This window comes from Cupriavidus sp. C2SS-8b, assembly GCF_057073745.1.
Genome location: NZ_CP172717.1, coordinates 1,324,503 through 1,350,655, shown reverse-complemented (window position 1 = coordinate 1,350,655; position 26,153 = coordinate 1,324,503). Strand labels below are relative to the sequence as shown.

General features: G+C 64.3%; 22 protein-coding genes and 1 pseudogene. 14 read left to right on the top strand and 9 right to left on the bottom strand.

Features of this window, described 5'->3' with window-relative positions:
* Positions 1 to 59: 59 nt before the first annotated feature.
* The 4 genes from ACIGJB_RS23115 to ACIGJB_RS23100 form a co-directional block, all read right to left on the bottom strand.
* The gene (locus ACIGJB_RS23115; protein WP_483734596.1) at positions 60 to 710 is read right to left on the bottom strand and encodes a carbonic anhydrase; all 651 of its coding nucleotides are present in this window, start codon (positions 708 to 710) and stop codon (positions 60 to 62) included.
* 273 nt (positions 711 to 983) lie between these two features.
* Entirely contained in the window at positions 984 to 1,244 is a 261-nt protein-coding gene (locus ACIGJB_RS23110; protein ID WP_483734595.1) for an XRE family transcriptional regulator, read from the bottom strand.
* 180 nt (positions 1,245 to 1,424) lie between these two features.
* The gene (locus ACIGJB_RS23105) at positions 1,425 to 1,802 is read right to left on the bottom strand and encodes a type II toxin-antitoxin system VapC family toxin (protein ID WP_483734594.1); all 378 of its coding nucleotides are present in this window, start codon (positions 1,800 to 1,802) and stop codon (positions 1,425 to 1,427) included.
* The gene (locus tag ACIGJB_RS23100; RefSeq protein WP_483734593.1) at positions 1,802 to 2,038 is read right to left on the bottom strand and encodes a type II toxin-antitoxin system Phd/YefM family antitoxin; all 237 of its coding nucleotides are present in this window, start codon (positions 2,036 to 2,038) and stop codon (positions 1,802 to 1,804) included. The genes ACIGJB_RS23105 and ACIGJB_RS23100 overlap by 1 nt, the downstream gene beginning before the upstream one ends.
* Positions 2,039 to 2,109: 71 nt before the next feature.
* Between ACIGJB_RS23100 and ACIGJB_RS23095 the strand changes: the two are divergent.
* The 3 genes and pseudogenes from ACIGJB_RS23095 to ACIGJB_RS23085 form a co-directional block, all read left to right on the top strand.
* Positions 2,110 to 2,313, top strand: a pseudogene (locus ACIGJB_RS23095) (hypothetical protein); the annotation flags it as partial.
* A 223-nt stretch (positions 2,314 to 2,536) separates the two neighbouring features.
* A complete protein-coding gene (locus ACIGJB_RS23090) occupies positions 2,537 to 3,310 on the top strand; it encodes an L-serine ammonia-lyase, iron-sulfur-dependent, subunit alpha (RefSeq protein WP_483734592.1) in 774 nt (257 codons plus the stop codon).
* A complete protein-coding gene (locus tag ACIGJB_RS23085) occupies positions 3,297 to 3,809 on the top strand; it encodes a flavin reductase family protein (RefSeq protein ID WP_483734591.1) in 513 nt (170 codons plus the stop codon). The genes ACIGJB_RS23090 and ACIGJB_RS23085 overlap by 14 nt, the downstream gene beginning before the upstream one ends.
* A gap of 36 nt (positions 3,810 to 3,845) precedes the next feature.
* On the opposite strand, the gene ACIGJB_RS23080 is transcribed toward ACIGJB_RS23085, so the two are convergent.
* From ACIGJB_RS23080 to ACIGJB_RS23070, 3 genes are all read right to left on the bottom strand, one after another.
* Positions 3,846 to 7,286: an AAA family ATPase gene (locus ACIGJB_RS23080; protein WP_483734590.1), complete on the bottom strand. Its 3,441-nt coding sequence runs from the start codon at positions 7,284 to 7,286 to the stop codon at positions 3,846 to 3,848.
* 307 nt (positions 7,287 to 7,593) lie between these two features.
* Positions 7,594 to 8,700, bottom strand: a complete 1,107-nt coding sequence (locus tag ACIGJB_RS23075) for an S-(hydroxymethyl)glutathione dehydrogenase/class III alcohol dehydrogenase (RefSeq protein ID WP_483734589.1) — start codon at positions 8,698 to 8,700, stop codon at positions 7,594 to 7,596.
* Between the two features lie 174 nt (positions 8,701 to 8,874).
* Entirely contained in the window at positions 8,875 to 9,954 is a 1,080-nt protein-coding gene (locus ACIGJB_RS23070) for a GlxA family transcriptional regulator (RefSeq protein WP_483734771.1), read from the bottom strand.
* A gap of 338 nt (positions 9,955 to 10,292) precedes the next feature.
* On the opposite strand from ACIGJB_RS23070, the gene ACIGJB_RS23065 reads away from it, so the two are divergent.
* From ACIGJB_RS23065 to ACIGJB_RS23035, 7 genes are all read left to right on the top strand, one after another.
* Positions 10,293 to 11,681, top strand: a complete 1,389-nt coding sequence (locus tag ACIGJB_RS23065; protein WP_483734770.1) for an L-serine ammonia-lyase — start codon at positions 10,293 to 10,295, stop codon at positions 11,679 to 11,681.
* 14 nt (positions 11,682 to 11,695) lie between these two features.
* The gene (locus tag ACIGJB_RS23060) at positions 11,696 to 12,940 is read left to right on the top strand and encodes a sarcosine oxidase subunit beta family protein (protein WP_483734588.1); all 1,245 of its coding nucleotides are present in this window, start codon (positions 11,696 to 11,698) and stop codon (positions 12,938 to 12,940) included.
* 18 nt (positions 12,941 to 12,958) lie between these two features.
* A complete protein-coding gene (locus ACIGJB_RS23055; protein WP_483734587.1) occupies positions 12,959 to 13,255 on the top strand; it encodes a sarcosine oxidase subunit delta in 297 nt (98 codons plus the stop codon).
* A complete protein-coding gene (locus ACIGJB_RS23050; protein WP_483734586.1) occupies positions 13,252 to 16,263 on the top strand; it encodes a sarcosine oxidase subunit alpha family protein in 3,012 nt (1,003 codons plus the stop codon). Before ACIGJB_RS23055 ends, ACIGJB_RS23050 begins: the two co-directional genes overlap by 4 nt.
* A complete protein-coding gene (locus tag ACIGJB_RS23045) occupies positions 16,253 to 16,906 on the top strand; it encodes a sarcosine oxidase subunit gamma (protein ID WP_483734585.1) in 654 nt (217 codons plus the stop codon). Before ACIGJB_RS23050 ends, ACIGJB_RS23045 begins: the two co-directional genes overlap by 11 nt.
* The gene (locus ACIGJB_RS23040) at positions 16,903 to 17,349 is read left to right on the top strand and encodes a dihydroneopterin aldolase (protein WP_483734584.1); all 447 of its coding nucleotides are present in this window, start codon (positions 16,903 to 16,905) and stop codon (positions 17,347 to 17,349) included. Before ACIGJB_RS23045 ends, ACIGJB_RS23040 begins: the two co-directional genes overlap by 4 nt.
* A 155-nt stretch (positions 17,350 to 17,504) precedes the next feature.
* Entirely contained in the window at positions 17,505 to 18,656 is a 1,152-nt protein-coding gene (locus tag ACIGJB_RS23035; protein WP_483734583.1) for a porin, read from the top strand.
* Between the two features lie 94 nt (positions 18,657 to 18,750).
* Here ACIGJB_RS23035 and ACIGJB_RS23030 read toward each other — a convergent pair whose 3' ends face one another.
* A complete protein-coding gene (locus tag ACIGJB_RS23030) occupies positions 18,751 to 20,178 on the bottom strand; it encodes an MFS transporter (RefSeq protein ID WP_483734582.1) in 1,428 nt (475 codons plus the stop codon).
* A 335-nt stretch (positions 20,179 to 20,513) separates the two neighbouring features.
* Here ACIGJB_RS23030 and fdhA point away from each other — a divergent pair, with 335 nt between their 5' ends.
* On the top strand, positions 20,514 to 21,710 hold the full coding sequence (gene fdhA, locus ACIGJB_RS23025; protein WP_483734581.1) for a formaldehyde dehydrogenase, glutathione-independent: 1,197 nt from the start codon (positions 20,514 to 20,516) through the stop codon (positions 21,708 to 21,710).
* Positions 21,711 to 21,776: 66 nt separating this feature from the next.
* Here the strand turns inward: fdhA and ACIGJB_RS23020 are convergent, their stop codons facing one another.
* Complete coding sequence (locus ACIGJB_RS23020; protein ID WP_483734769.1) at positions 21,777 to 22,826, bottom strand: GlxA family transcriptional regulator; 1,050 nt, start codon at positions 22,824 to 22,826, stop codon at positions 21,777 to 21,779.
* A 395-nt stretch (positions 22,827 to 23,221) separates the two neighbouring features.
* Between ACIGJB_RS23020 and ACIGJB_RS23015 the strand changes: the two genes are divergently transcribed.
* The 3 genes from ACIGJB_RS23015 to ACIGJB_RS23005 all read left to right on the top strand — a co-directional run bounded on the left by ACIGJB_RS23015 (position 23,222) and on the right by ACIGJB_RS23005 (position 26,153).
* The gene (locus tag ACIGJB_RS23015) at positions 23,222 to 24,496 is read left to right on the top strand and encodes a serine hydroxymethyltransferase (RefSeq protein ID WP_483734580.1); all 1,275 of its coding nucleotides are present in this window, start codon (positions 23,222 to 23,224) and stop codon (positions 24,494 to 24,496) included.
* Between the two features lie 25 nt (positions 24,497 to 24,521).
* Complete coding sequence (locus ACIGJB_RS23010) at positions 24,522 to 25,493, top strand: dipeptidase (RefSeq protein ID WP_483734579.1); 972 nt, start codon at positions 24,522 to 24,524, stop codon at positions 25,491 to 25,493.
* A 126-nt stretch (positions 25,494 to 25,619) separates the two neighbouring features.
* The gene (locus ACIGJB_RS23005) at positions 25,620 to 26,153 is read left to right on the top strand and encodes a DUF5943 domain-containing protein (protein ID WP_483734578.1); all 534 of its coding nucleotides are present in this window, start codon (positions 25,620 to 25,622) and stop codon (positions 26,151 to 26,153) included.

Here is a 26,153-nt window from a genome sequence, read left to right as displayed (position 1 = left end):
GCCCGCGCCCGGCATCAAACTTCAGGTGTCAGGGTCCAATCACTCGCCATTGCCCCTTCTCAGCAAGTTCGCGAAGCGACGGCGACGGTGGTCGGTGACTCGGCAAGAGGCACAAAGCGCCGTGTCGCGCCGTCGAGCGCGTCGATGCTACCGGTCTCAATGTCGTAGACCCAGCCGTGCAAATTCATGCGTCCCTGTTCGAGCGCAAGTGCCACGGACGGATGTGTGCGCAGATTCGCCAGTTGTGCAATGACGTTTTCACGTACCAGGCCGTCAAGCTTGGCGCGAGGCGTATCGAATTGGTGCGCGGCATTGATGGCTTTGGCCGCATCGGAATGACGCAGCCAGTTTGCGACCGCCGGCATATGGTCAAGGCAAGTGCAACGCGAGATCGCGCCCATGGCACCGCAGTCGGAGTGCCCGCAGATCACGATGTCATGCACGCCGAGGACGGCAACCGCATATTCGACGGTTGCCGATACGCCACCGGGTTCCGGCCCGTACGATGGGACGATGTTTCCCGCGTTTCGAATGACGAACAGTTCGCCGGGCTCACGCTGGGTGAGCAGCTCGGGCACGACGCGGCTGTCCGAGCAGGTCACGAACAGCGCCTTGGGGTTTTGGCTGGTTGCAAGCTGTTTGAAGAGCTCGACACGTTGCGGATAGACCTCGCGCTGAAAGCGCAGGAAGCCGTCGATGATGTCACGCATATGGTTCTCCGGATTCGAGTACCGGATGCCGGCATGTGATTCGAATGCCCGCGTCCGGTGCGGCAGCGATTATCGCTGAACACTGCGGCCGGGTACGGGCTGTTGCCGTGCTCAGGAATACAAGGCACCAATAAGAATGCTGGAGCAGCGTGATCTTATCGGCGTTGCGCCTGTTTGGTCGAGAAGTGTGATGCCGGCTTTAGCAGACTCTCGCATCAGGACCGGATTGGTCTGCAGAAAGCCAGGAATGGGGATCAGTACCCGCGACGGTGATCACTGCACAGAACTGCCGAGCCGATCCCGCCAAGTCCGTAGCTCTGCTGCGCGGAAGGACTGGAGCTTCCCGGCTAGCGCCAGGAGCAGATCCGATTGTGGCGTATCGAGCAACCTGGCGGCCTCCGATAATCTCAGCCCGCTGGCACGGATACGGTGGGTGATGTCTTTCGCGATGTCTGCTTTCAACGGGATCTCTTCGGCGTCTGCGAAACCAAGTTGCGCATACACATTCCCTTTCCCATACTCGAAGCAAAACATGCGGACTCCTTTCATTCGCTGGACAACAACCCCTTTCTGCGTCATGCGTGATGGTGGCTGAGGGCGCGATTATTCAGGGAAGTGAATGTCCAGACAATCTCGGGGAAACACTGAGTGCAGCGCTCCGATGTCCTCGTCCCCGGCGTTGCCGCCCCCGCTGAGGCTCCTTTTTTGTGGACCCTAAACCCGAATGACGAGGTCGGAATACTTCCAGACGTGTTCGTCTGCCGATAGCAGTCGCAATGGTTCGGTGATCGCCTGGGCGATCAGCAGCCGGTCAAACGGATCTCGATGGTGATTTGGCAGATGACGCACTGCGGCTGCATGCGTGTTCGCCACTGGAAGCTCGCGAAAGCCTGCGGCGGTAATTTCAGTGATGAGTTCGTCGACATCGACTTCGATCTTGTCGAGGCCAGCTTTGATGGAGATCTCCCAGATGCTGGCCGCGCTGATGTAGACCTCCTCGGCATCCAGGATCAGGCGCTCCGCGGTCTTGCTCAACTTCGGGTCATTCGTGACCGCCCAGAGGAAAACATGGGTATCGAGCAGGATGCGCATTACCGTCCTTCGAAGGCCGCGAGCAGGTCATCGGGGAGCGGGGCATCGAAGTCTTCCGCCGTGCGGATCTTCCCCTTCAGTCCGCCAAGACGCCGCGGGCTCTTTGGCTTGTCGAAGGGCACGATCCGGACCACGGGCTTGCCCGCCTTCGCAATCACGACCTCGTCGCCGTCCGCTACCGCCTCGATGAGCCGCGAAAGGTTCGTTTTCGCCTCATGAATGTTCACCGTCTGCATTATTTCCTCCGAGATACGAACTTAGTCTAGCTTAGTCTACTCTTGCCGGCAAGGTCGCAGACGCACGCGTCAGGATACCGCTCAATACCGCCCCGTTCACACTCTTTGGCATCGCGCTGACCATTTTCCTGGTCTTCCGGAACAACGCGAGCTATGAGCGCTTCAAGGAAGCGCGGCTGATGTGGGGCAACATGCTGATCTCAGCACGGTCGCTCACTTCGCAGATACTGAGTTTCATCCCTGAAAACGGTAGCGTCGATCGTATCCAGGCTGCATGGCCGCACGCAGGGGCGCATTCGCTTCGCGCATTGGGAGCAATCGACAAGCCGGCGCGTTTAGTGTCGCCCCTCACCTTGGCGCGAATGTCATAACGTGACGGCGGTTTGGTTCTATCGCCGATCCTGCGAGATTTGATGTACTTGCGAAACGCCCCCCAGGGCGTACGGCGCTCCGATCGGAGCGATTGGAACAGATACCGCAGCGATGGTCGAGGGCAGCATGTCCGTCAGCACATTCGATATTTTCAAAGTTGGAATCGGGCCGTCCGGTTGGAGTACCGCAGGGACCATGACCGCGGCCCGGGACTTGAAGTGGCAGAACGTCGACGAGCATCCGATTCCTTATCCCTTTCGGACCAGCGAGGAATTGTTCCGGTTGTGCGAGGAGTCAGGCCGCACCCTTGCCGACCTGATGCTCGAGAACGAAAAATGCTGGCGAAGCACCTACGACATTCGGGTCAGGCTGCTCGCCATAGCCCGCGGGATGGACGCTAGCGTTGCGGAAGGCGCCGCGACAGCCCAGACACGTGACGCTGCGGACGTCACACCCGTTGTGCTTCGGTACTACCGTGATTCCGTTCCCGGGGCTAGCGAGCAAGGTGTGTTGGATTTCCTATTAACCGCCGCGGCAATAGGCATTCTTTACAGCGATGGCGCGCGAATATCCGGGGCCGGGGTCGGCTACCAGGATGACGTCGGGGCGGCGTGCTCGATGGCGGCTGCGGGCCTTGCCGCGGTGCTGGGTGGTAGCAACGAACAGATCGGGGACGCCGTCGAGATCGCATCGACGCATAACCTTGTCATGAGCCGTGATCCGATGGAAGGCCTTGTACAGATTCCCGGTATCGGAACCAATGCCAGGGGCGCCATTGCGGCAATCAGCGCTGCACGAATGGCGTTAAGTGGCAGGGGCCATCGCGATGTCTATCGCATGGCATGGACAGCAGCGGAAGCCTCGGCACAGCCAGAAAGGATTGGTTATGGAACATATTGACGGTCTGACCCTGCGCAAGGCATTGGGTGCGTTCCCCACGGGGGTGACTGTGATGACCACGCTGGATGCCACCGGACGAGCGTGCGGAATTACAGTCAACTCGTTCAGCTCGGTTTCGCTAGACCCGCCGTTGATCCTCTGGAGTCATTCACTGTCCTCAAGAAGCTACCCCGTGTTTCGGGATGCCGAGCGCTTCGTGGTCAATATCCTCTCGGAGCATCAGGTTCACATATCCCGGCAGTTCTCGACGGCCCGCGACGACAAATTCCGCGATATTTCCATCCGATCCGGCTTGGGAGGTGTGCCCATCATCGGTTCATGCGCCGCAAACCTCGAGTGCGTGAAGGTTTCCGCCCATCCTGAAGGCGATCATGTCATCTATATCGGAAGAGTGATCCGCCTGGAGCGGTCGGAGCACCGGCCTCTCGTCTTCGGGGAGGGGCGCTACCTGGTCGCACGAGACCATCAGCATGATGAACGCGAGGCTGTTCTCGCCTAGAACCGAGGGGCCGCGCTTATCCCGTCGGCCAGGGGCTCACCGTTCCCCGAGATCGGCGAGCAACGCCCGGGCCTCGCGCAAGTCCGCGGTGTCAAAGCCTTCGGTGAACCAGCCGTAGATCTCGCGCAGCAAGGAACGGGCCTCGTCATGCCGGCCCTGCTGCTGCCACAGGCGGCTTAGCGCGACCGCCGCCCGGAGCTGCGGCGATCGGGCTTCCTGCCTGCCAGCGATCGCGATCGCCTTCTGGAAGCAAGCCTCGGCTTCGCGGACGCTGTCGTTCGTTTTGCCCGATGACCGGACCGCTTCGAGCAGCGTCAGTTCTCCCTTGAGCCGATGCAATTCGGCTTCGTGCAACCGCTCTCCGGTGCGTTCCACGGCAGCCAGTGCCTCGGCCACCGCCGCAAGTCCTGCCTCGACTTGTCCTGCCTTGGCACAGGTTTCGGCAAGCCGCGCCAGGAAGTGCGTGCGTCGAAGCTCGGCGCCGGTTTCGCGGTAGGCACCCAGGCCTTTCCGTATGAGATCGATCCCCTCTTGCACGTGGCCGCCTGCAGCGAGGGCACAGCCCGACAGCAGGGTTCCGCAAGCCAACCCGTACGGCAAGCCATAGTCGGTCGCCAGAGCGACCAGCGCCTGGGCGAGATCGAGAGCCGGCTGCACTTCACCGCGGAACAGCCGGACCTCTGTCGCGGCGATCAGCGCATCGGCCGAGTCCGAAGGATGGGACGGTGTCTGGGCCAGGGCCAGCGCCTCCTGGCTGCGGGTGCAGGCTTGGTCCGGATAGCCGAGCATCCAAAGATCCATGGCAAGCAGGGCCAGACCCTGCACACCGGGTTCGAGGCCATAGACGAAGGCATGTGAACGGTGCTGCTGTGGGTCGTAGAGCGCCATGGCCTGCTCCAGCCGGGCACGGGCCGCAACCAGTTCGCCAAGATAGAACAGGTTGGCACCCAATGCCCGGCGCGCCTGGAGCAACAGCGCGGGATCCTGCGCCTGCTCGGCCTGGCCAAGCAGTTGCTCCGCCAGGTCGCGGGCGGTCCGCAGTTCCGCACGCACGGTGTAGAACGTGCGCAGCCCCATCAGGGCCGTGAAGAGCTGGGTCGTCTCCCCGAGCTGCTGACACAACGCCAGCGCACGGTTGTACGTCGCACCCACTTCCGGGGCAGCGAAGCCTCTGGTCACCATCAAGGCTGGACCGAGGGTGATCTGCAGCGCGAGTTCCTCTTCTGCGCGCGCGGGTCCATCGGGCAGGCCGGCTAGCAAGGTCAGCGCCAAAGCCAGGTGGGTGACCGCTTCGGCGTCAGCGGAGCGTTGCACGGCCTGGCGTCCGGCGCGCCGCAGGTACTCCACCGCCTTTGAGGTGTTGCCGCTGCGGCTGAAATGATAGGCCAGCTCGCTGCAGTGCTCCTCGATCTGGGCGCTGAAGAGGGACTCGATCGCCTGCGCGGTGCGCTCGTGCAGCGCACGACGTCGCTCGCTCAGCAGCGAACCGTAGGTCACCTCCTGGGTCAAGGCATGCTTGAAGCTGTACTCCACCTCCGGGAACGCCGGTTGTTCGTAAATGAATTCCCCTGCCTGCAGCCTGGCCAGCAGGCTCTTCGTCTTGTCCTCGGGCTGCTCCACGACGCGGGCCAGCAGGCTCCAGGGAAAAGTCTTGCCGACCACGGCCAGGGTCTGCAGCAGCGCTTTCTCCGCGGGCTGCAGGCGGTCGATGCGGGCGGCGAGCACCCCCTGCACGGTGGCGGGAATGTGCAGCTTGCCGGGAACCTCCTCGAGACGGTAATGCCCGCGTTCGCCACGCAGCACCTGTGCTTCGACCATGTCCTGCACCACTTCTTCGATAAAGAACGGGTTGCCCTCGGTCTGCTGCAGGATCAGCTGCTCGAGCCGGGCAAGCCCCGGGGCATCGCCCAGCAGCGCGCGCACCAGGTCCCGGGCTTCGGCTTCGCCAAGCGGATCCAGGCGCAGCTGGGTGTAATAGCTCTTGCGGCCCCAGTCGTGCCAATACTCCGGCCGGAAGTTGACCAGCAGGAGAATGCGCGCGCTGGGCACGCTTTCGCCGAGAAAGCCGAGGAAAGCCTCAGTTTCGCTGTCGAGCCACTGCAGGTCCTCGATGATCAGCTCCAGCGGCTGGGCCAGGCTCTCCCGCACGAGCAGCCGCTTGATCGCCTCGAAGGTACGCTGCTGGCGGATCTGGGAGTCCATCTGCGCCAGCGCCGAGCCAGGCTCGACGGCGCCAAGCAGGTGGAACAGATAAGGCAGGCTGTCTTCAAGCGCACGGTCCAGCGTCAGAAGCTTGCCCGTGAGCTTTTCGCGCCGCCTGCGCTCGTCGTCTTGCGCCGTGATCTGACAGTAGTTCCGCAGCAGCTCGATCAGCGGCAAGTAGGGATAGGCCTTGCCGTGCGACACCGAGAAGGTTTCGAGCACCAGGCAATCGCGCGGCGCAAGCAGCTTGAATTCATGGCAAAGCCGCGACTTGCCAACCCCCGGCTCTCCAACCACGCCGACTATTTGCCCGTGTCCGGCCCGCGCCCGCGCGCGCGCTTCGCGCAACTGTTCGAGCTCGCGGGTCCGGCCGACAAAACGCGCCAGGCCGCGGCTGGCCGACATCTGCAGCCGCGTGCGCAGCGGCCCCAAGCCGAGGACTTCGAAGACCGCGAGCGGCTCGCGCAGTCCCTTGATCGGCGTCGCGCCGAGGGCTTTGAAAGCGAAATAGCCCTCGGTCAGGTTGTGGGTGTGTTCGCTGGCGACAATCGTGCCAGGCACTGCGATGCTCTCCATGCGTGAAGCGATATGGATGGAATTGCCCACGGGGTCGTAGTCGGTGTGCAAATCCTTGATCCGGATGGTGCGGACCACCACTTCGCCGGAGTTGATGCCGACGCGGATCTGCAGCGCGATGCCCTGGGCCAGACGGACGCCGTCCGCGTAGTGGCGCATGGCTTCCTGCATGCGCAGCGCCGCGAGCAAGGCCCGCTGCGGATGGTCTTCGTTCGCGATAGGCGCGCCGAAAAGTGCCAGGATGCCATCGCCCATCGACTTGGCCACATAGCCCTCATAGTGATGGACAGCCTCCATCATCAGTGCCAACACCGGGTCGATCAGGCGGCGGGCATCTTCGGGATCGAGATCATGGATCAGGCCGGTCGAGCCAGCCATGTCGGCGAATAGCGCGGTGACCATCTTGCGCTCGCCGTCCGCGGGGCTTCTGGCCTCCAGTTCTGCCTGAGCGGCCCGGATGCGCTCGGCCAGATAGGGCGGGGTGTAATCGACGGGGGCGCTGGACGCCGTTGCCGGGCCAGGCGGGGCCGCGCCCGAGGCAGGAGAGCCCCCCAGCGGCGCGCCGCATTCGCTGCAAAACTTGGCGCTGCCGGCCGCCTCTTGTCCGCAGGCGGGGCAGACGCGTACCTGCCTGGCGCCACATTCCTCACAGAACTTGGCGCCTGCCGGATTCTCGAACCCGCATCTTGCGCAGCGCATGGGGTTGTCCCCGTGGAAGCCAGCGATGGCCAACGATTAAATCTTAGCGCCTGCGCGGGGCGTGTCCGGTCGGGGTACCCAATTCTTCAGCAGCGTGCGGCATTGCGGCGTGCTGACCTGGCAGTGGCCAGGGCCACCGGCGGGCGCAAGTGATCTAGGGTGTTCATGTCGCCCGACTTTTCCTTGAAGCGTCGAGGGCGTTGCCGGCGCGGCCTGATGTGGCCCGCTCATTGCCGGCACCAGGGCAGCCGGCCAGGCTTAACCTGAGCCGGCGGCGTGCCGCCGGCCCACGGTCATGCCGAGCCCCTCAGTACAGCACCACCGAGCGGATCGACTCGCCGCGTTTCATCAGGTCGAAGCCTTCGTTGATGCGGTCCAGCGGCAGCGTATGCGTGATCAGGTCGTCGATGTTGAGCTTGCCGTCCATATACCAGTCGACGATCTTCGGCACGTCGGTGCGGCCGCGCGCGCCGCCGAAGGCCGAGCCCTTCCATTCGCGTCCGGTCACCAGCTGGAACGGGCGCGTGGAGATCTCCGCGCCGGCCTCGGCCACGCCGATGATGATCGACTTGCCCCAGCCCTTGTGGCAGCACTCCAGCGCCTGGCGCATGACCTGCGTGTTGCCGATGCATTCAAAGGAATAATCGGCGCCGCCGTCCGTCAGCTGGATGATGTGGTCGACCACGTTGCCCACGTCCTTCGGGTTGACGAAATGCGTCATGCCGAACTTGCGCGCCATCGCTTCACGCGCGGGGTTCAGGTCGACGCCGATGATCTTGTCGGCGCCGACCATCTTCGCGCCCTGAATCACGTTCAGGCCGATGCCGCCGAGGCCGAACACCACCACATTGGCACCCGCCTCGACCTTGGCCGTGAAGATGACCGCGCCCACGCCGGTCGTCACGCCGCAGCCGATGTAGCAGACCTTGTCGAACGGCGCGTCAGGGCGGATCTTCGCGAGCGCGATCTCCGGCACCACGATGTGGTTCGCGAACGTCGACGTGCCCATGTAGTGGAAGATCGGCTTGCCGTCGATCGAGAAGCGCGAGGTGCCGTCCGGCATCAGGCCCTTGCCTTGCGTCGAGCGGATGGCCTGGCACAGGTTGGTCTTGCGCGACAGGCAGAACTTGCACTGGCGGCATTCCGGCGTGTACAGCGGGATCACGTGGTCGCCCGGCTTCAGCGAGGTCACGCCCGGGCCGACGTCGGTGACAATGCCGGCGCCCTCATGGCCGAGGATCGCCGGGAAGATGCCTTCCGGGTCGGCGCCGGACAACGTGTAGTAATCGGTGTGGCAGATGCCGGTGGCCTTGATTTCCACCAGGACTTCACCGGCGCGAGGGCCTTCCAGGTCCACGTCTTCGATCGTTAGCGGCTTTCCCGCCCCCCAGGCAACTGCTGCGCGTGTTTTCATTGAACGTCCCTGTTGATTTAAGTTCTTGGTGCCAGACTATAAGTGGACCGACGATGGCGATGGCCAGTCGGGTATGCAGTTGTCCGAAGACGGACGCAAGTTGGCCGTCGCCCGTCATCGCACGTGCGAACGGAACGCCGAGCAAGATAATTTCCCCACCATGGAACGACAGGCTCAGCACTCGCTTTCACTTTCGGTGAGCGCCGCTTCCTCGCTGGCATTGCCATTGGGCTGCGACGCCGGATCTACGCCCTTGTCGCGATAGGTGGCCGGCGGGACGCCGAACTGCTTGCGAAATTCCCGGCCCAGATGTGAGGCGTCGGCAAAGCCGCAGCCCAACGCGATGTCGGAGACGGTGCGGTCCGAGCTGGTCAACAGCCACGCCGCGGTGCGTAGCCGCACATGCTTGGCGAATACCTGCGGGCTCTTGCCGGTTTCTGCCTTGAAGAGGCGTTCAAGCTGGCGCGGCGACATGTCGAGCTTGCAGGCGAGCGCCTCGAGCGGGAGCGCCCGGCCGACGTGCTGCTCCATCAGCAGGATCGCGCGCTTGACCTTCGGGTGCGTCGCGGGCTCGAGGCCGGGCGGATGTGGCTGCGGCGCGTTGCCTTTTTGCATCTCGCCGACGAGCAGGATCCGCAGCGCCTTCTGCACGGTGGCGTGATCGAAGTGGCGCAGCAAAATGGCGGCGGCGACGTCGATCGACGCCCGCCCGCCCGAGCAGGTGATGCGCCGGCGGTCGATCACGAACAGCCGGTCCGCAATCAGCAGGTCCGGATCGGCCGAGGGAAAGCGCTCAACAAAATCCCAGTAATGGAACCAGCTGACGCAGGCGCGGTGCCCTTCGAGTACACCCGCGCGCATCAGCGAGAATACGCCGGTGCAGATGCCAACCATCGTCGCGCCGCCGGCGGCCGAGCGACGGATGAACTCGAGGGTCTCAGGTCCCGCCTGGGGCCCCGAGTGCAGTAGCCCGCCAACCACGACCACGTAGTCGAACGGCTCCGCGTCGTCGAATGTCTCCCATGGCGCGACCTGGATCCCGCAACTCGCGCGTACCGGCGCGAGGGTGTTTCCGATTACGGTCCAGACACACCGCACGGGCTTGCTGTAGTCGCCGTCGTCCGCCGACAGTCTGAGCATGTCGACGAAACCCGAAAACGCGGTCAGCGTGAAGTTCGGCAGCAGCACGATGCCGAAGCGGACGCGCCGGGGCGCCGGCTCGGCGACAGGTGAAATGGGTACGTCGGGTGTCATGGCGGCATCCATCTTGGACAGGCTCGTGCAAGCGGGCGGATCGGGGTGGCGGGCTGGAGCTTCAGTGGCCAACGCTGGTGACGCATACGGCATCCATGCAGCCCGCGCGGCCCACCCGCACGACGCGGCTCCGTCACCGCCAGAGTCGCCGATCGGCCGGGCGCGGACTTGTGTATTTGCGACACGAATCATCGCCAAAGCGAATTTCCGGCGAGTCTGGACCGCCCCCTGGCGTCGCTGTCCCACGCCGATGCCGCTTTTGTTCTATCGGCAATTTCCGCGCTTTGATGTACTGGCATCCAACGACACCTACCAGGCCAGAGCAAAGAGGCAGCCAGATGAATGTCAGTGTTTTCGACCTTTTCAAAATCGGCATCGGTCCATCGAGTTCGCACACGGTCGGCCCAATGATCGCCGCATGCCGCTTCGTTTCGCATCTTGAGGATGCGAACCTGCTCGGCTTCGTGCGGCGCGTGCGGGCGGAACTGTACGGTTCGCTCGGCGCGACCGGCAAGGGCCATGGCACCGACAAGGCGGTGCTGCTCGGGCTGGAGGGAAGCCTGCCGGACCGGATCGATCCGGACGCCATTGAGCCACGCCTCGCGCAGATCCGCAAGGACAAGCGCCTGCTGCTCCTTGGCAAGCATGAGATCGCCTTCGACGAAAAGGAGCATATCGGCTTCTTCCGCCGGCTGATGAGCGGCACCGGGAACGTCGTGCATCCCAACGGCATGCGCTTCCAGGCGTTCGACGAGCAGGGGCAGTTGCTCGTCGAAAAAGAGTTCTACTCGATCGGTGGCGGCTTCGTCATCAATCGCGACGGGGACCGCGTGAATGGCGTGCGCGCGGCGGCCGAGGTGCCGTATCCGTTCCGCACCGGGGCCGACCTGATGCAAGCCTGCGGCGACAGCGGCTTGTCGATTGCGGAGCTTGTCTTTCGCAACGAATGCGCGCTTCGCCCCGCGGAAGACGTGCGCGCCGGGCTGCTGGCGATCTGGCAAACGATGGCGGCCTGCGTCGAGCGCGGCTGCAAGGTCGAGGGCGAGCTGCCCGGCCCGATGCGCGTGAAGCGCCGAGCGGCGGAACTCAACCACCGGTTGCGCACACGTTCCGAGGAATCGCTGCGTGATCCGCTGTCGATGCTTGACTGGGTCAATCTCTATGCGATGGCCGTCAATGAGGAAAACGCGGCGGGCGGCCGCGTCGTCACCGCGCCGACCAACGGCGCGGCTGGCGTGATCCCCGCGGTGCTCCACTACTACGTGAAGTTCGTGCCCGGTTCGAATGACGATGGCATCGTCGACTTCCTTTTGACGGCGGCGGCGATCGGGATGATCTACAAGGAAACCGCGTCGATCTCGGGCGCCGAGGTCGGTTGCCAGGGCGAAGTGGGCGTTGCGTGCTCGATGGCTGCGGCCGCGCTTGCCGCAGTGATGGGCGGCACCCCTGGACAGGTCGAGAACGCCGCCGAAATCGGCATGGAGCACAACCTCGGGATGACCTGCGATCCCGTCGGCGGGCTGGTCCAGATCCCATGCATCGAGCGCAATGCAATGGGCGCAATCAAGGCGCTCAACGCCTCGCGCATGGCGCTGAAGGGCGACGGCCAGCACTACGTGTCGCTCGACTCGGTGATCAAGACCATGCGCGAGACCGGGGCCGACATGAAGACGAAGTACAAGGAGACGTCGCGCGGCGGTCTGGCCGTGAACGTCATTGAATGCTAACGAGGGTCCATCCAATGAGCCGCTATTCGATATTCAGTCTGTTCCGCAACGGCTTGTCCTATCACCAGAATTGGGAGAAGCAATGGCGGAGCCCGGAGCCCAGGCGCGAGTATGACGTGGTGATCGTCGGCGGCGGTGGGCACGGCCTCGCGACCGCCTACTACCTCGCGAAGGAGCACGGCATCACGAACGTCGCCGTGCTCGAAAAGGGCTGGATCGGCGGCGGCAACACGGCGCGCAACACGACCATCGTCCGCTCGAACTACCTGTGGGACGAGTCCGCGGCGCTCTACGAAAAGGCGATGAAGCTGTGGGAAGGCTTGTCGCAGGACCTGAACTACAACGTGATGTTCAGCCAGCGCGGCGTGATGAACCTGGCCCACACGCTGCAGGATGTGCGCGACACCGAGCGCCGGGTCAACGCGAACCGCCTGAACGGCGTCGACGCGGAATTCCTGACGCCGCGGCAGATCCAGGAGATCGAGCCAACGATCAACCTGAACAGCCGCTATCCCGTTCTGGGCGCGTCGATCCAGCGCCGCGCAGGCGTGGCCCGGCACGACGCGGTCGCGTGGGGCTTCGCGCGCGGCGCCGATCGCGCCGGGATCGACATCATCCAGAACTGCCAGGTGACCGGTATCCGCCGAGACGGCGGCGCGGTCGTGGGCGTCGAGACGGTGAAGGGTTTCATCAAGGCGAAAAAGGTCGCGGTGGTCGCGGCCGGCAATACGACGACCATCGCCGACATGGCGGGCGTGCGCCTGCCGATCGAAAGCCACCCGTTGCAGGCGCTGGTGTCGGAGCCGATCAAGCCGGTCGTCAACTCCGTGATCATGTCCAACGCGGTGCACGCGTACATCAGCCAGTCGGACAAGGGTGACCTGGTAATCGGCGCCGGCATCGACCAGTACACCGGCTTTGGCCAGCGCGGCAGCTTCCAGGTCATCGAAGGCACGCTGCAGGCAATCGTCGAGATGTTCCCGGTGTTCTCGCGTGTGCGGATGAACCGCCAGTGGGGCGGCATCGTCGACGTGTCGCCCGATGCCTGCCCGATCATCAGCAAGACCGACGTGAAGGGCCTCTATTTCAACTGCGGCTGGGGCACGGGCGGCTTCAAGGCGACGCCGGGCTCGGGCTGGGTATTCGCGCACACGATCGCGCGCGACGAGCCGCATCCGATCAATGCCCCGTTCGCGCTCGATCGCTTCTATACCGGCCACCTGATCGACGAGCACGGCGCTGCCGCTGTCGCGCACTGAACCCCCGAGGAGAAAGAAATGTTGCTGATCGAATGTCCGTGGTGTGGTCCGCGCGCCGAATCCGAGTTCTCGTGTGGCGGCGAGGCCGACATCGCGCGCCCGTTCGAAACCGAAAAGCTGTCCGACCGCGAATGGGGAGACTACCTGTTCATGCGCACCAATACCCGCGGCACGCATCGCGAACAATGGATCCACGCCCAGGGCTGCCGCCGGTGGTTCAAGGTCGAGCGCGATACCGTCACCTACGACATCAAGGGCTACGAGACCTTCGTCCAGCCCGCCGCCAATGCATCGCAGAAAGGGGCCAAGAAATGAGCCAGAAAGACCGTCTCGGCGCGGGCGGCCGCATTCAACGCGGCCAGCCGCTGGCCTTCACGTTCAACGGACGCGCCTACCAGGGCTACCAGGGCGACACGCTGGCGTCCGCGCTGCTCGCCAACGGCGTGCGCTTCGTCGCGCGCAGCTTCAAGTACCATCGCCCGCGCGGCATCATGACCGCCGACGTCGCGGAGCCAAATGCCGTGGTGCAACTGGAACGCGGTGCGTACACGGTGCCGAATGCCCGCGCGACCGAGATCGAGCTGTACGAAGGGCTCATCGCCACGAGCGTGAACGCTGAACCGGACCTGGAACACGACCGCATGGCGGTCAACCAGAAGTTCGCGCGCTTCATGCCGGCCGGCTTCTACTACAAGACCTTCATGTGGCCGCGTAAGATGTGGCCGAAGTATGAGGAGAAAATCCGCGAGGCGGCGGGCCTGGGCAAGGCGCCGACGACGCTCGACGCCGATCGCTACGACAAATGCTACGCACATTGCGATGTGCTCGTGGTCGGAGGCGGCCCGACCGGTCTTGCGGCCGCCCATGCGGCCGCAGAGACCGGCGCACGCGTGATCCTGGTCGACGACCAGCGTGAGCTCGGCGGCAGCCTGCTGTCGGGGCGGACCGAGATCAACGGCAAGCCCGCACTGCAGTGGGTCGGCGAGATCGAGAGCAAGCTGCGCAAGCTGCCGGACGTGACGATCCTGTCGCGCAGCAACGCGTTCGGCTACCAGGACCACAATCTTGTCACCGTGACGCAGCGCCTCACCGACCATCTGCCGGTAGCGATGCGCCATGGCTCGCGCGAGCTGCTGTGGAAAATCCGCGCAAAACGGGTGATCCTGGCGACCGGCGCACATGAGCGCCCGATCGTCTTCGGCAACAATGATCTGCCGGGCGTGATGATGGCATCGGCGGTATCGACCTACATCCATCGCTATGGCGTACTGCCGGGGCGCGACGCGGTCGTGTTCACCAACAATGACCGCGGCTATCAGGCGGCGCTCGACCTGAAGGCAAGCGGCGCGAAGGTGACGGTCGTCGATCCGCGCGCCTCGGCCAGCGGCGCGCTGCCCGCCCTCGCGAAACGGCAGGGCGTGACCGTCATGAACGGCGCGGTCGTGATGGCCGCATCCGGCAAGCGGCACGTTACGTCGGTCAATGTGACTTCCTATGCGAACGGGCAGACCGGTAGCAAGGTGTCGAAGATCCCCTGCGATCTCGTCGCCATGTCCGGCGGCCTGAGCCCGGTGCTTCACCTGTTCGCACAGTCGGGCGGCAAGGCACAGTGGAGCGATGAAAAGGTGTGCTTCGTGCCGGGCAAGTCGCTGCAGGCCGAGGTCAGCGTGGGTGCGGCGGCAGGCGAGTTCAACCTCGCCGTGGCACTGCCGCTGGCGCTGGAAGCCGGCATCGACGCGGCGAAAGCCGCCGGCTTTGGTGGCGCAAAGCGGCCGGCCGCGCCCAAAGTCACGGCCGTCGCCGAGGGCGCGCTGCTGCCGCTGTGGCTGGTCGGCAGCCGCGCGGCCGCCGCACGCGGGCCGAAGCAGTTCGTCGATTTCCAGAACGATGTCGCGGCGTCGGACATCCTGCTTGCCGCGCGCGAAGGCTTCGAATCGGTCGAACATGTGAAGCGCTACACCGCGATGGGCTTTGGTACCGACCAGGGCAAGCTCGGCAATATCAACGGCATGGCGATCCTGGCACAGGCGCTCGGCAAGTCGATTCCCGAGACCGGCACGACCACGTTTCGTCCGAACTACACGCCGGTCACGTTCGGCGCGTTCGCCGGGCGGGAAGTCGGCGACTTCCTTGACCCGATTCGCAAGACCTGCGTTCACGAGTGGCACGTCAAGCATGGCGCGCTGTTCGAGGATGTCGGCAACTGGAAGCGTCCCTGGTACTTTCCGAAGAAGGGCGAGGACCTGCATGCCGCGGTGAAGCGCGAATGCCTCGCCGTGCGCAATAGCGTCGGCATCCTGGATGCGTCGACGCTCGGCAAGATCGACATCCAGGGTCCGGACGCAGTGACGCTGCTTAACTGGATGTACACCAACCCCTGGAACAAGCTCGAAGTCGGCAAGTGCCGCTATGGCCTGATGCTGGACGAGAACGGCATGGTCTTCGACGACGGCGTGACGGTGCGGCTTGGTGAGCAGCATTTCATGATGACGACGACGACGGGCGGCGCCGCGCGCGTGCTGACCTGGCTTGAGCGTTGGCTGCAGACCGAGTGGCCGGACATGAAAGTCCGGCTGTCATCGGTCACCGATCACTGGGCGACCTTCGCGGTGGTCGGGCCGAAGAGCCGAAAGGTGCTGCAGAAGGTCAGCCATGACATCGACTTCGCGAACGACGCGTTCCCGTTCATGAGCTATCGGAACGGCACCGTCGCCGGTGCAAAGGCGCGCGTGATGCGGATCAGCTTCTCGGGCGAACTGGCGTACGAAGTGAACGTGCCGGCAAACGCCGGCCGCGCGGTGTGGGAAGCGCTGATGGCGGCTGGCGCCGAGTTCGACATCACGCCGTACGGCACGGAAACGATGCACGTGCTGCGTGCGGAGAAGGGCTACATCATCGTTGGCCAGGACACCGACGGTTCGATCACGCCGTACGACCTCGGCATGGGCGGCGTTGTTGCGAAGTCGAAGGACTTCCTGGGCAAGCGCTCGCTGACGCGTTCGGATACCGCCAAGGAAGGCCGCAAGCAGTTCGTCGGCCTGCTGACTGACGACGCGGATTTTGTGCTGCCAGAGGGTGCGCAGATCCTCGCGCCGGGTACGCGCCTGTCGGCCACCGAGGCAACACCGATGATCGGTCATGTGACCTCCAGCTACTACAGCCCGATCCTGAAGCGATCGATTGCGCTTGCCGTGGTCAAGGGCGGCCTGGGCAAGATGGGCGAGAGCGTTGCGATCCCGCTGGCCGATGGCCGGCGCGTGATGGCAAAGATCTCCAGCCCGGTTTTCTACGATACCGAAGGGGTGCGCCAGAATGTGGAATGAAACGGGAAATGCTACGCCGGTGGCCGACATGCCGGCGTCTGACGCGCGCAAGCGCGCCGTGCGACTCGAGTCGCCGTTCGTCGGCGCGGCCGATCTACTGAACGCGCAGATGGCGGGTGCGGCGAAGGCATTCGTGATGCGCGAGCGGGCCTTTCTGGATCTCGTGATCGTGCGTGGCGCTTTGTCCGATCCCTTGTTCGTCGATGCGTTCGAGAGCGTGGTCGGTTGCAGCCCACCCGCAGCACCGAACACCGTCGCGCGGAGCACTGCCTATGACGTGCTGTGGCTCGGCCCGGACGAGTGGCTAGTGCGGTCGAACGGGCCGGTGCCGGCGGGTGTACTGGAGCCGAAGCTTACCCAGGCGTTCGCCGGGGCGTATGCGGCCGCGGTCGACGTCGGCAGCGGCTACACGGTGGTCGAGATCCGTGGCGAGCGTGTGCGCGACGTGCTCGCGCGCGGCTGCCCGCTCGACCTGCATCCGCGCGTGCTCAAGCCAGGGCAGTGCGTGCAGAGCCACTACTTCAAGGCCTCGATCGTGCTCGTGCCGACAGAGGCCGACCGCTTCGAGATCGTGGTGCGCCGCAGCTTTGCCGATTACTTCTGCCGCATCATCCTGGACGCGGCGGTGCCGCTGACATCATGAAGCTCGTCGATAACGCCTTCAACGGTCCGCTGGCCGCGCTCGATGCACCGCTCCTGCCCGGGCGGGGATGGAGTGTGTTCATCGATGCCTTGGCGGTGCCGGTGCGCATCGGCATCCATCCGCACGAGCACGATGCACCGCAGCCGATCATCATCGATGCGCGTCTCGGCTATCGCAGCGAGCCGCGCGAAGATGGCGAATGGATCGACTACGAAGGCTATTGTGCTCGCCTGGCCGGGTTTCTCGGGCACAAGCCGCATACGCGGCTGCTCGAGACGCTGGTGGCCGAGATCGCGGAGCTGTCGTTTCGCGAATGGCCCGCGCTCGACACGCTGACGCTGGCCGTGCATAAGCCGAAGATCCGGCCTGGCACGCAACGCGTCGGTGTCGCGCTCGAGTGGACACGCGCCGATTACCTGAGGCGCAGCGGGAAAGTGGCCTGAGCACTGCCGGGACCATGTCGGCCTTGTTCAAACGCGTGTCGGTATTCGACATGGGCTTCCCGGCCTCCCGGACTACTCTCCTAGACGCCGCCGCAGTTGCCGCACCGATCGGTGAGCCAGCGGCGCAAGTCACATAAACACGAGGAGAGAATCCGATGAAAATGGGAGCGACTGCGGGCTCGGCCCTGGCTTTGATGGTTTCCACGTCCGCCTTTGCCCAAAGCGGCGTCACGCTGTACGGCATCATCGACGAAGGCATCAACTACACCAGCAACGTCGGTGGACATAGCCTGACCGAGGTGGCAAGCGGTTTTGCGCAAGGCAGCCGGTGGGGCCTGAAGGGCACGGAAGACCTGGGCGCCGGCCTCAAGGCGCTGTTCCAGCTCGAAGGCGGCTTTAATGCGAGCAATGGCAAAGCGGCACAGGGCGGATTGCTGTTTGGCCGGCAAGCCTATGTCGGGCTTTCCGATAATCAATACGGCAGCGTGACGCTTGGGCGCCAGTATGATTCGGTGATCGACTATCTCGCGCCGACGACTGTTGCCGGAAACTGGGGCGGTACCATGTTTGGCCATCCCTACGACAACGACAACTTCATCTACTCGTTCCGCGTCAACAATACCGTCAAGTACACGAGCCCATCGTTTGGCGGCTTCCAGTTCGGCGGCACCTACAGCTTCAGCAACGACACCAGCTTTGCCAACAACCGCCAGTTTGGCGGAGGGATGCAGTACGCGAGTGGCGGGTTGCTGCTGGCGGCGGCCTATCTGCAGGCGGACAACCCGTCAGCCACGTCGGGGGGCGCCATCACCAACGGCGGCGACCAGAACTTTCTTGCCAAGCGCTTGCGCATCTTCGGTGCCGGCGTCAACTACACGTTCGGCGCGGCGACGGCCGGCTTCGCCTACTCAAACTCGAACCTGACCGAGCCGCTGTCCACGTCGTATATCTCCGGTTCGATCCTGCCGGCCACCGGAACGCTGAACTCTCTCCGGTTCCAGAACCTGGAGGTGAATTTCAAGTACCAGTTCACGCCCGCTTTCTATGCGGGCGGGGCCTATACGCTCACCCTGGAGAACTTCAATGCATCGTCCGGCGACGCAAAGCCGAAAGTGCATTCCTTCGGGCTGATGGCGGATTACAGCTTCTCCAAGCGCACCGACGTTTACCTCCAGGGCGCCTACCAGCGTGTCGCCGGCGGCAAGACCGGCACTGCACTGGACATGGCTGACCTTCCCGGCGCGGCGAATGCATCATCGACATCGAGCCAGTTCCAGGTTCGCGCCGCGATTCGCCATAAGTTCTGAACCCATTGCTTTCCTGAGGTGGCCGCGAGTCGCGACAGCGACTCGCGGCAGACAGCCCGGACGGGATCTTTCCGCGAAATGCCGAGGCCCCGTGTCAGGAAGACTTATCTGCTGCGGCGTAGAAAGTTGCCTCGCCTGTCTCGTCTTCCGACGCCAGCGCTTCCAGCGCGACCCCGCGCGTCTCGATACCAAGCACCCCGACAGCGAGCGCCGCGACGGCAAACGACAGGGCGCCCAGCGTGAAAACTCCACCCTGGCCAAACACCGGCAACACGACGCCAACCACGTAAGGCCCGATCAGCGATCCGATCCGCCCGATCGCCGAGGCAAAGCCCGACCCCGTCGCGCGCGAGCCCGTGCCATACTGCTCCGGCGTGTAGGTGTACAGCACCGCCCACATGCCGAACAGGAAAAACTGCATCGCCAGGCCGGTGCCGACGAGCAGTCCAACACTGCCGCCATACATCGCACTCTGGCCGTACAGGTACGCCATCACGCCGCCGCCGAGCAGCGACGCGATGCAGGTCGGCTTGCGCCCCCAGCGCTCGACGAGCCATGCTGCGCACAGGAAGCCCGGCACGCCGCCAAGAGAAATCAGTACCGTGTAGTAGACCGATTGCGTCACCGCAAAGCCGGCCTGCTGCAACAGCGCGCCAAGCCAGGACGTCAGCCCGTAGAAGCCGAGCAGCGCGAAGAACCACAGCAACCAGACCATCGTCGTGCGGCGGCGATAGGCGCCGCTCCAGATCTCGCGCAGCGCGCCGCGCCCGCGCACTGGCGCGGCCGTCAGGTATTGCGCGGGCCGTGGCAGCATCGCGACGCCGGCCGAGCGCATCACCCTGGCTTCGATGCCACACATGACTGCGTCGGCTTCGGCGTGCCGGCCCGCATGCTCCAGCCAGCGCGGCGACTCGGGCACGATGCGGCGCACGATCAGGACGAACACGGCCGGGATCGCAAGCAGCGCGAACACGGCACGCCAGCCGAACTGCGGCAGCACGAAGTAAGAGACGATGCCAGCCGTGATAAAGCCGAGCGGCCAGAAGCCGTCCATCAGTGCGATCAGCCGTCCTCGGTTCGCGGTGGGGACGAACTCGGACAACAGCGTCTGCGCGACTGGAAACTCCATGCCCATCCCTATGCCGAGCAGTACGCGCCAGGCGATGAGCGCCTCGACGCTTTGCGCCGTCGAGCACAGGTACGAGGCTATGCCCCACAGCACCATGCTCCACTGGAACACCGGCCGGCGTCCAAAGCGGTCCGCGAGCAAGCCGGCGAGCGCTGCGCCGACCACCATCCCGAAGAAGCTGGCGCTGGCGACGAGGCCGGTCATCGCGGTGGACAGCCCGAACTCCTGCTTGATCGAGCCCAGTATGAAAGTCATCGTGGCGAGATCGACCGAGTCGAAGAAGAATGCGATCGCAACGACGACGAATATCAATTTGTGGTAGCCGGAAAACGGCAGGCGTTCGAGCCGGGCAGCGGCGTTCGAGCGCGTGGAGGAGGCAGTAGGCGTTGGCATGGCTTCCTTGAACAAGTCAGGGCCTCTTAGCGGATTGCTTGCAGGCCCTGGATGTTCAGTAGACGCGGTTATCGCCGAACGCTCTGGAGCCTACGCGTCGTAGGTATGTGTAAATCCGACATCGGCAGGCCAATGCGGGGCCGCCCCACTCAGTTCGCCAGGTGTACGCGGGCGTTCGTGTTGGCGACGCTGGCCGATGTCGGCAATGTGCAAGCGCCTGTCGGGTTCACGACGTCTTCCCCGGTGTCCCTGGACTACTCTCGATGGCGCATGCTGCGCATGCCACGCCAGTCGGCGTGGCCGCGGCACGGTGCAACGAGACAGGAGACAAGGCAATGAGCAGCAACCGCGGTGTCGTATATCAGGGGGCGGGTAGCGTCGAGGTGCAAACGATCGACTATCCGAAGATGGTCGATCCGAGCGGCCGTGCGATCGGCCACGGCGTGATCCTCAAGGTCGTGAGCACAAACATCTGCGGGTCCGATCAGCACATGGTGCGAGGTCGCACCACCGCGCCGACCGGGCTCGTGCTGGGTCACGAGATCACGGGAGAGGTGATCGAGGTTGGCCGGGACGTCGAGACGCTGAAGATCGGCGACCTGGTCTCCGTGCCGTTCAACGTCGCGTGCGGACGGTGCGCGATGTGCAAGGAGCAGCACACCGGCGTATGCCTGAGCGTCAATCCGTCGCGCGCGGGGGGAGCCTACGGGTACGTCGACATGGGCGGGTGGATCGGCGGGCAGGCCGAGTATGTGCTGGTACCGTATGCCGATTTCAACCTGTTGAAGTTTCCCGACCGCGACCAGGCGATGGCGAAGATGCGCGATCTCACCTGTCTGTCGGACATCCTGCCCACTGGCTACCATGGCGCTGTGACTGCCGGTGTGAAGCCCGGCTCGACGGTCTACATTGCCGGTGCCGGCCCGGTCGGCATGGCAGCGGCTGCGTCAGCGCGCCTGCTCGGTGCCGCATGCACGATCGTGGGCGACATGAACCCGGCACGGCTCGCGCACGCGAAGGCAATGGGTTTCGAAGTCGTCGATCTGTCGAAGGACGCTACGCTCGGCGAGCAGATTGCCGAGATTCTCGGCACGCCGGAGATCGACTGCGCGGTGGATTGCGTCGGCTTCGAAGCGCACGGCCACGGCTCGGCGGGTCATGCGGAGGAGGCGCCCGCCACGGTGCTCAATTCGCTGATGGAAATCACCCGGCCCGCCGGTGCGATCGGCATTCCGGGGCTTTACGTGACCGATGATCCGGGCGCCAGCGATGCCGGGGCACAGCGCGGCAGCCTGAGTATTCGCTTTGGTCTTGGCTGGGCGAAGTCGCACTCGTTCCATACGGGCCAGACGCCGGTGCTCAGGTACAACCGCAACCTGATGCAGGCCATCCTGCACAACCGGTTGCCGATTGCGCAGATCGTCAATGTGACCGTCATTTCACTGGACCAGGCACCGGAGGGCTACAAGCAATTCGATGGTGGCGCACCCCGCAAGTTCGTCATCGATCCGCACGGGCTGCTGGCGGCCTGACCCGCGAGACGGAAACGAAACGGGCGGCCGATGTCTGGCCGCCCGTTTCTGTCTGGCGTTACGGTGTCAATGGGGTTGCATCATCGCCGACGCGTAGGCGGATGCGCCTTGCGCGGCGGACTTCGCCAGCGGCGCGCCCTGCGCCCTGCGCTCGCGCGTCGGCGGGACGCCGAACGCGTCGCGGTAGCTCTTGCTGAAATGGCACGCCGACTGGAAGCCGCATGCCATGGTGATGTGCATGATCGACATATCGGTCTGAAGCAGCAGCTCGCGCGCGCGGCGCAAGCGCAGCGTCAGGTAGTAATGCGTGGGCGTCATCCCGAGATGGTCGCGGAACAGGCGCTGCAATTGCCGCTGCGACAGGCTTGCCAGCCGTGCAAGCTCTTCGCGCGACAGCGGCTCTTCGATGTTGTTTTCCATCAGCGACACCACTTCGAACAGCGATCTCTTGGCCGAGCCCAGTCGCGCGACCAACGGCATCTTCTGCTGCGCGCTGGTGTCGCGCACGTGCTCGACGATGAACTGCTCGGCGATCTGCGTCACAAGGGCGCTACCGACGCGCCGGTTGATCAGGTTCAGCATCATGTCCAGCGGCGCGACCCCGCCGGTGCATGTGACCCGGTCGCGGTCGATCACGAACAGTTCCTTCAGGAAGCGCGTGTCGGGAAACTCCTCCTTGAGCGCCGACATGTTCTCCCAGTGGATCGCGCAGGCATAGCCGGCCAGCAGGCCAGATTTCGCGAGCGCGTACGTGCCGGTGCAAAGGCTACCCAGCATGATGCCCTCGCGCGCAGCGCGGCGCAGGGTGGAAAGGTGCTCATAGGTCGTCGAGCGCTGCACCTCGATGCCGCCGCAGACGAACACGATGTCCGGACGCCCGATGCTGGCCGCAGGGTGAGTGTCGATCGCCAGGCCGTTGCTCGCTGTCACCGGCCCGCCCTCCGGGCTGATGATGGTCCAGCGGTACAGTTCCTGGCCGCTCAGGTAATTGGCCATGCGCAGGACTTCGATCGCGTTGGTGAACGCGATCATCGTGAAGTTGGGCAGCGGCATGAACGCGAAGTGAGCTAACGACGCGGAGCGGTCGGTCGGCATGGGTGGGGGCGTCCTTCGGATTTTTAAGGTGCATGTCCGGTCCTCGGGAAAAGGACTGGCTGCTCTTTGTATTCATTGTTATGTCAGCCGCAACTAGCGTGCCATACGGCGAAACCCTAGCCAGTCAATAGGGTGCGTCAACGAAGACATGGTGCGCACCGAGCGTGTTGCACTGCAATCGAGAAACGCTGCCCGCGCATCGCGCGTCGCGCACCGTCTCAGTGCATCCCATGGCCACTTGTGAAAATCGGACGCGCATGGCGGAAATGGAAAAGAACGCGTCTGAATTCATCAATCGAGCGGGAGCGCGAACGACAAGAATAGATCCGTCGGCAACGCTGCGCCGATCGGCTGGAAAGGCCTGGCGCAGCGGGCCTTTCGCCCCTCGTCAGCATTTCCATTCCACACGGACCTCTATGTCGAACACCCAGTCTTTCTTCTCGCAGCCCCTGGCCGAGCGCGATGCGCGGGTTCGCGGCGCCCTCTCGAAGGAACTCGAGCGCCAGCAGTCGCAAGTCGAGTTGATCGCGTCAGAAAACATCGTGTCGCGTGCGGTGCTCGAAGCGCAGGGATCGGTACTTACCAACAAGTATGCCGAAGGCTACCCGGGCAAGCGCTACTACGGCGGCTGCGAATTCGCCGACGAAGTCGAAGCGCTCGCGATCGAGCGCGTGAAGCAGTTGTTCCATGCCGGCTATGCCAACGTGCAGCCGCACTCGGGCGCCCAGGCAAATGGCTCCGTCATGCTCGCGCTGACCAGGCCCGGTGACACCGTGCTCGGCATGTCGCTGGACGCGGGCGGCCACCTGACCCATGGCGCCAAGCCGGCTCTGTCAGGCAAGTGGTTCAACGCCGTGCAGTATGGCGTCAACCGGGAGTCGATGCTGATCGACTACGACCAGGTCGAAGCGCTGGCAAAGGCGCACAAGCCGAGCCTGATCATCGCCGGATTCTCCGCGTATCCGCGCCAGCTCGACTTCGCCCGCTTCCGCGCGATCGCCGACAGCGTCGGCGCGAAGCTGATGGTGGACATGGCCCACATCGCGGGCGTGATCGCCGCCGGACGCCATGCGAATCCAGTCGAGCACGCCCACGTCGTTACATCGACCACGCACAAGACCCTGCGCGGCCCGCGGGGCGGCTTCGTGCTGACCAACGACGAAGACATCGCCAAAAAGATCAACTCGGCGGTGTTCCCTGGTCTGCAAGGGGGGCCGCTGATGCACGTGATCGCGGCCAAGGCCGTCGCGTTCGGCGAGGCGCTGACATCGGAGTTCAAGACCTACATCGACAACGTCCTCGCCAACGCGAAGGCGCTGGGCGAAGTGTTGAAGGAGGGCGGCGTCGACCTCGTGACCGGCGGCACCGACAACCACCTGCTGCTGGTCGACCTGCGCCCCAAGGGCCTCAAGGGTACGCAGGTCGAGCAGGCGCTGGAGCGCGCCGGCATCACCTGCAACAAGAACGGCATCCCGTTCGACACCGAGAAGCCGACCATCACATCGGGCATCCGGCTCGGCGCACCGGCCGCCACGACGCGCGGCTTCGGCGTCGGGGAGTTCCGCGAGATCGGCCGCCTGATCCTCGAGGTGTTCGAATCGCTGCGTGCGAATCCGGACGGCGACGCCGCCACCGAGCAGCGCGTGCGCCGCCAGATCTTCGCGCTGTGCGAACGCTTCCCGATTTACTGACCCGCCGAACGGACTGGAACGACCTATGAGCCCCCTGCACCAGGACAGCATCATTATCGATGGCCTGAACATCTCCAAGTTCGAGCGGTCGGTGTTCGAAGACATGAAGAAAGGCGGCGTCACAGCCGCGAACTGTACGGTCTCGGTCTGGGACAACTTCACCAGCACCGTCGACAACATCGCGCTGATGAAGCAGGCGATTCGCGACAACAGCGAACTGCTGACGCTCGTGCGCACCACCAACGACATCCAGCGTGCCAAGCACGAAGGCAAGACCGGCGTGATCCTCGGCTTCCAGAACGCCCACGCCTTCGAGGACAACCTCGGCTACATCGAAGCCTTCGCCGACATGGGCGTGCGTGTCGTGCAGCTTTGCTACAACACACAGAACCTGGTGGGAACCGGATGCTACGAGCGTGATGGCGGGCTGTCGGACTTCGGCCGCGAGGTCATCACGGAGATGAACCGCGTCGGCATCATGGTCGACCTGTCGCACGTCGGCGGCAACACGTCGTCGGAGGCGATTGCGTTCTCGAAGAAGCCGGTGTGCTACTCGCACTGCCTGCCGTCCGGTCTCAAGGAGCATCCGCGCAACAAGAGCGACGCGCAGCTGAAGGAGATCGCCGACGCCGGCGGCTTCGTCGGGGTGACGATGTTCGCGCCGTTCCTCAGGCGCGGGATCGAAGCGACGGTCGACGACTACATCGAAGCAATCGACTACGTCGTCAACCTGATCGGAGAGGACGCGGTCGGCATCGGCACCGACTTCACTCAGGGCTACAGCACCGAATTCTTCGACATGCTGACGCACGACAAGGGCCGTTATCGGCGCCTGACCAACTTCGGCAAGGTGATTAACCCCGAAGGCATCCGCACGATCGGCGAGTTTCCGAACCTGACCGCTGCGATGGAGCGCGCAGGCTGGAAGCCATCGCGCATCCGCAAGATCATGGGCGGCAACTGGGTGCGCGTCTTCAAGGACGTCTGGGGCGCTTGACAGCGCGCCATCTGTTAGCTGAATCACATCAAAACGGGACGAGCCCGCGCGCAATGCGCGGGCTCGCGGGCGATGCCGCGCCTGCGCAACCGATACAAGCGGCCTTTTCCTCACGGAGTTACCACGATGCAACCGCAACTGCCGATCGACGTTGATCCCGAAACCGGTGTCTGGACCACCGACGCGCTGCCCATGCTTTACGTGCCGCGCCACTTCTTCACGAACAACCATGTCGCCATCGAAGAGGCGCTCGGCCGCGATACCTACGCGGAGATCCTCTACAAGGCCGGCTACAAGTCCGCCTACCACTGGTGCGACAAGGAGGCGCAGTTGCACGATATCAGCGGCATGGCCGTGTTCGAGCACTACCTGAAGCGGTTGTCGCAGCGTGGCTGGGGCCTGTTCTCGATCCTGGAGGCCGATCCGGCGACGGCGAGCGCGCGCATCGCACTGCGCCACTCGTCATTCGTGCTCCAGCAGCCCAGGCGGAGCGGCAAGCTTTGCTACATGTTCGCCGGCTGGTTCGCGGGCGCGATGGACTGGGTCAACGACACGTCCGCCGCGGGCAAGGGCGCCCCGCGTGCGCAGTCGAAGGAAGTGCAGTGCGCGGCCGAGGGGCACGATCACTGCGTGTTCGAAGTGTCGCCGATCGCGCGCTGA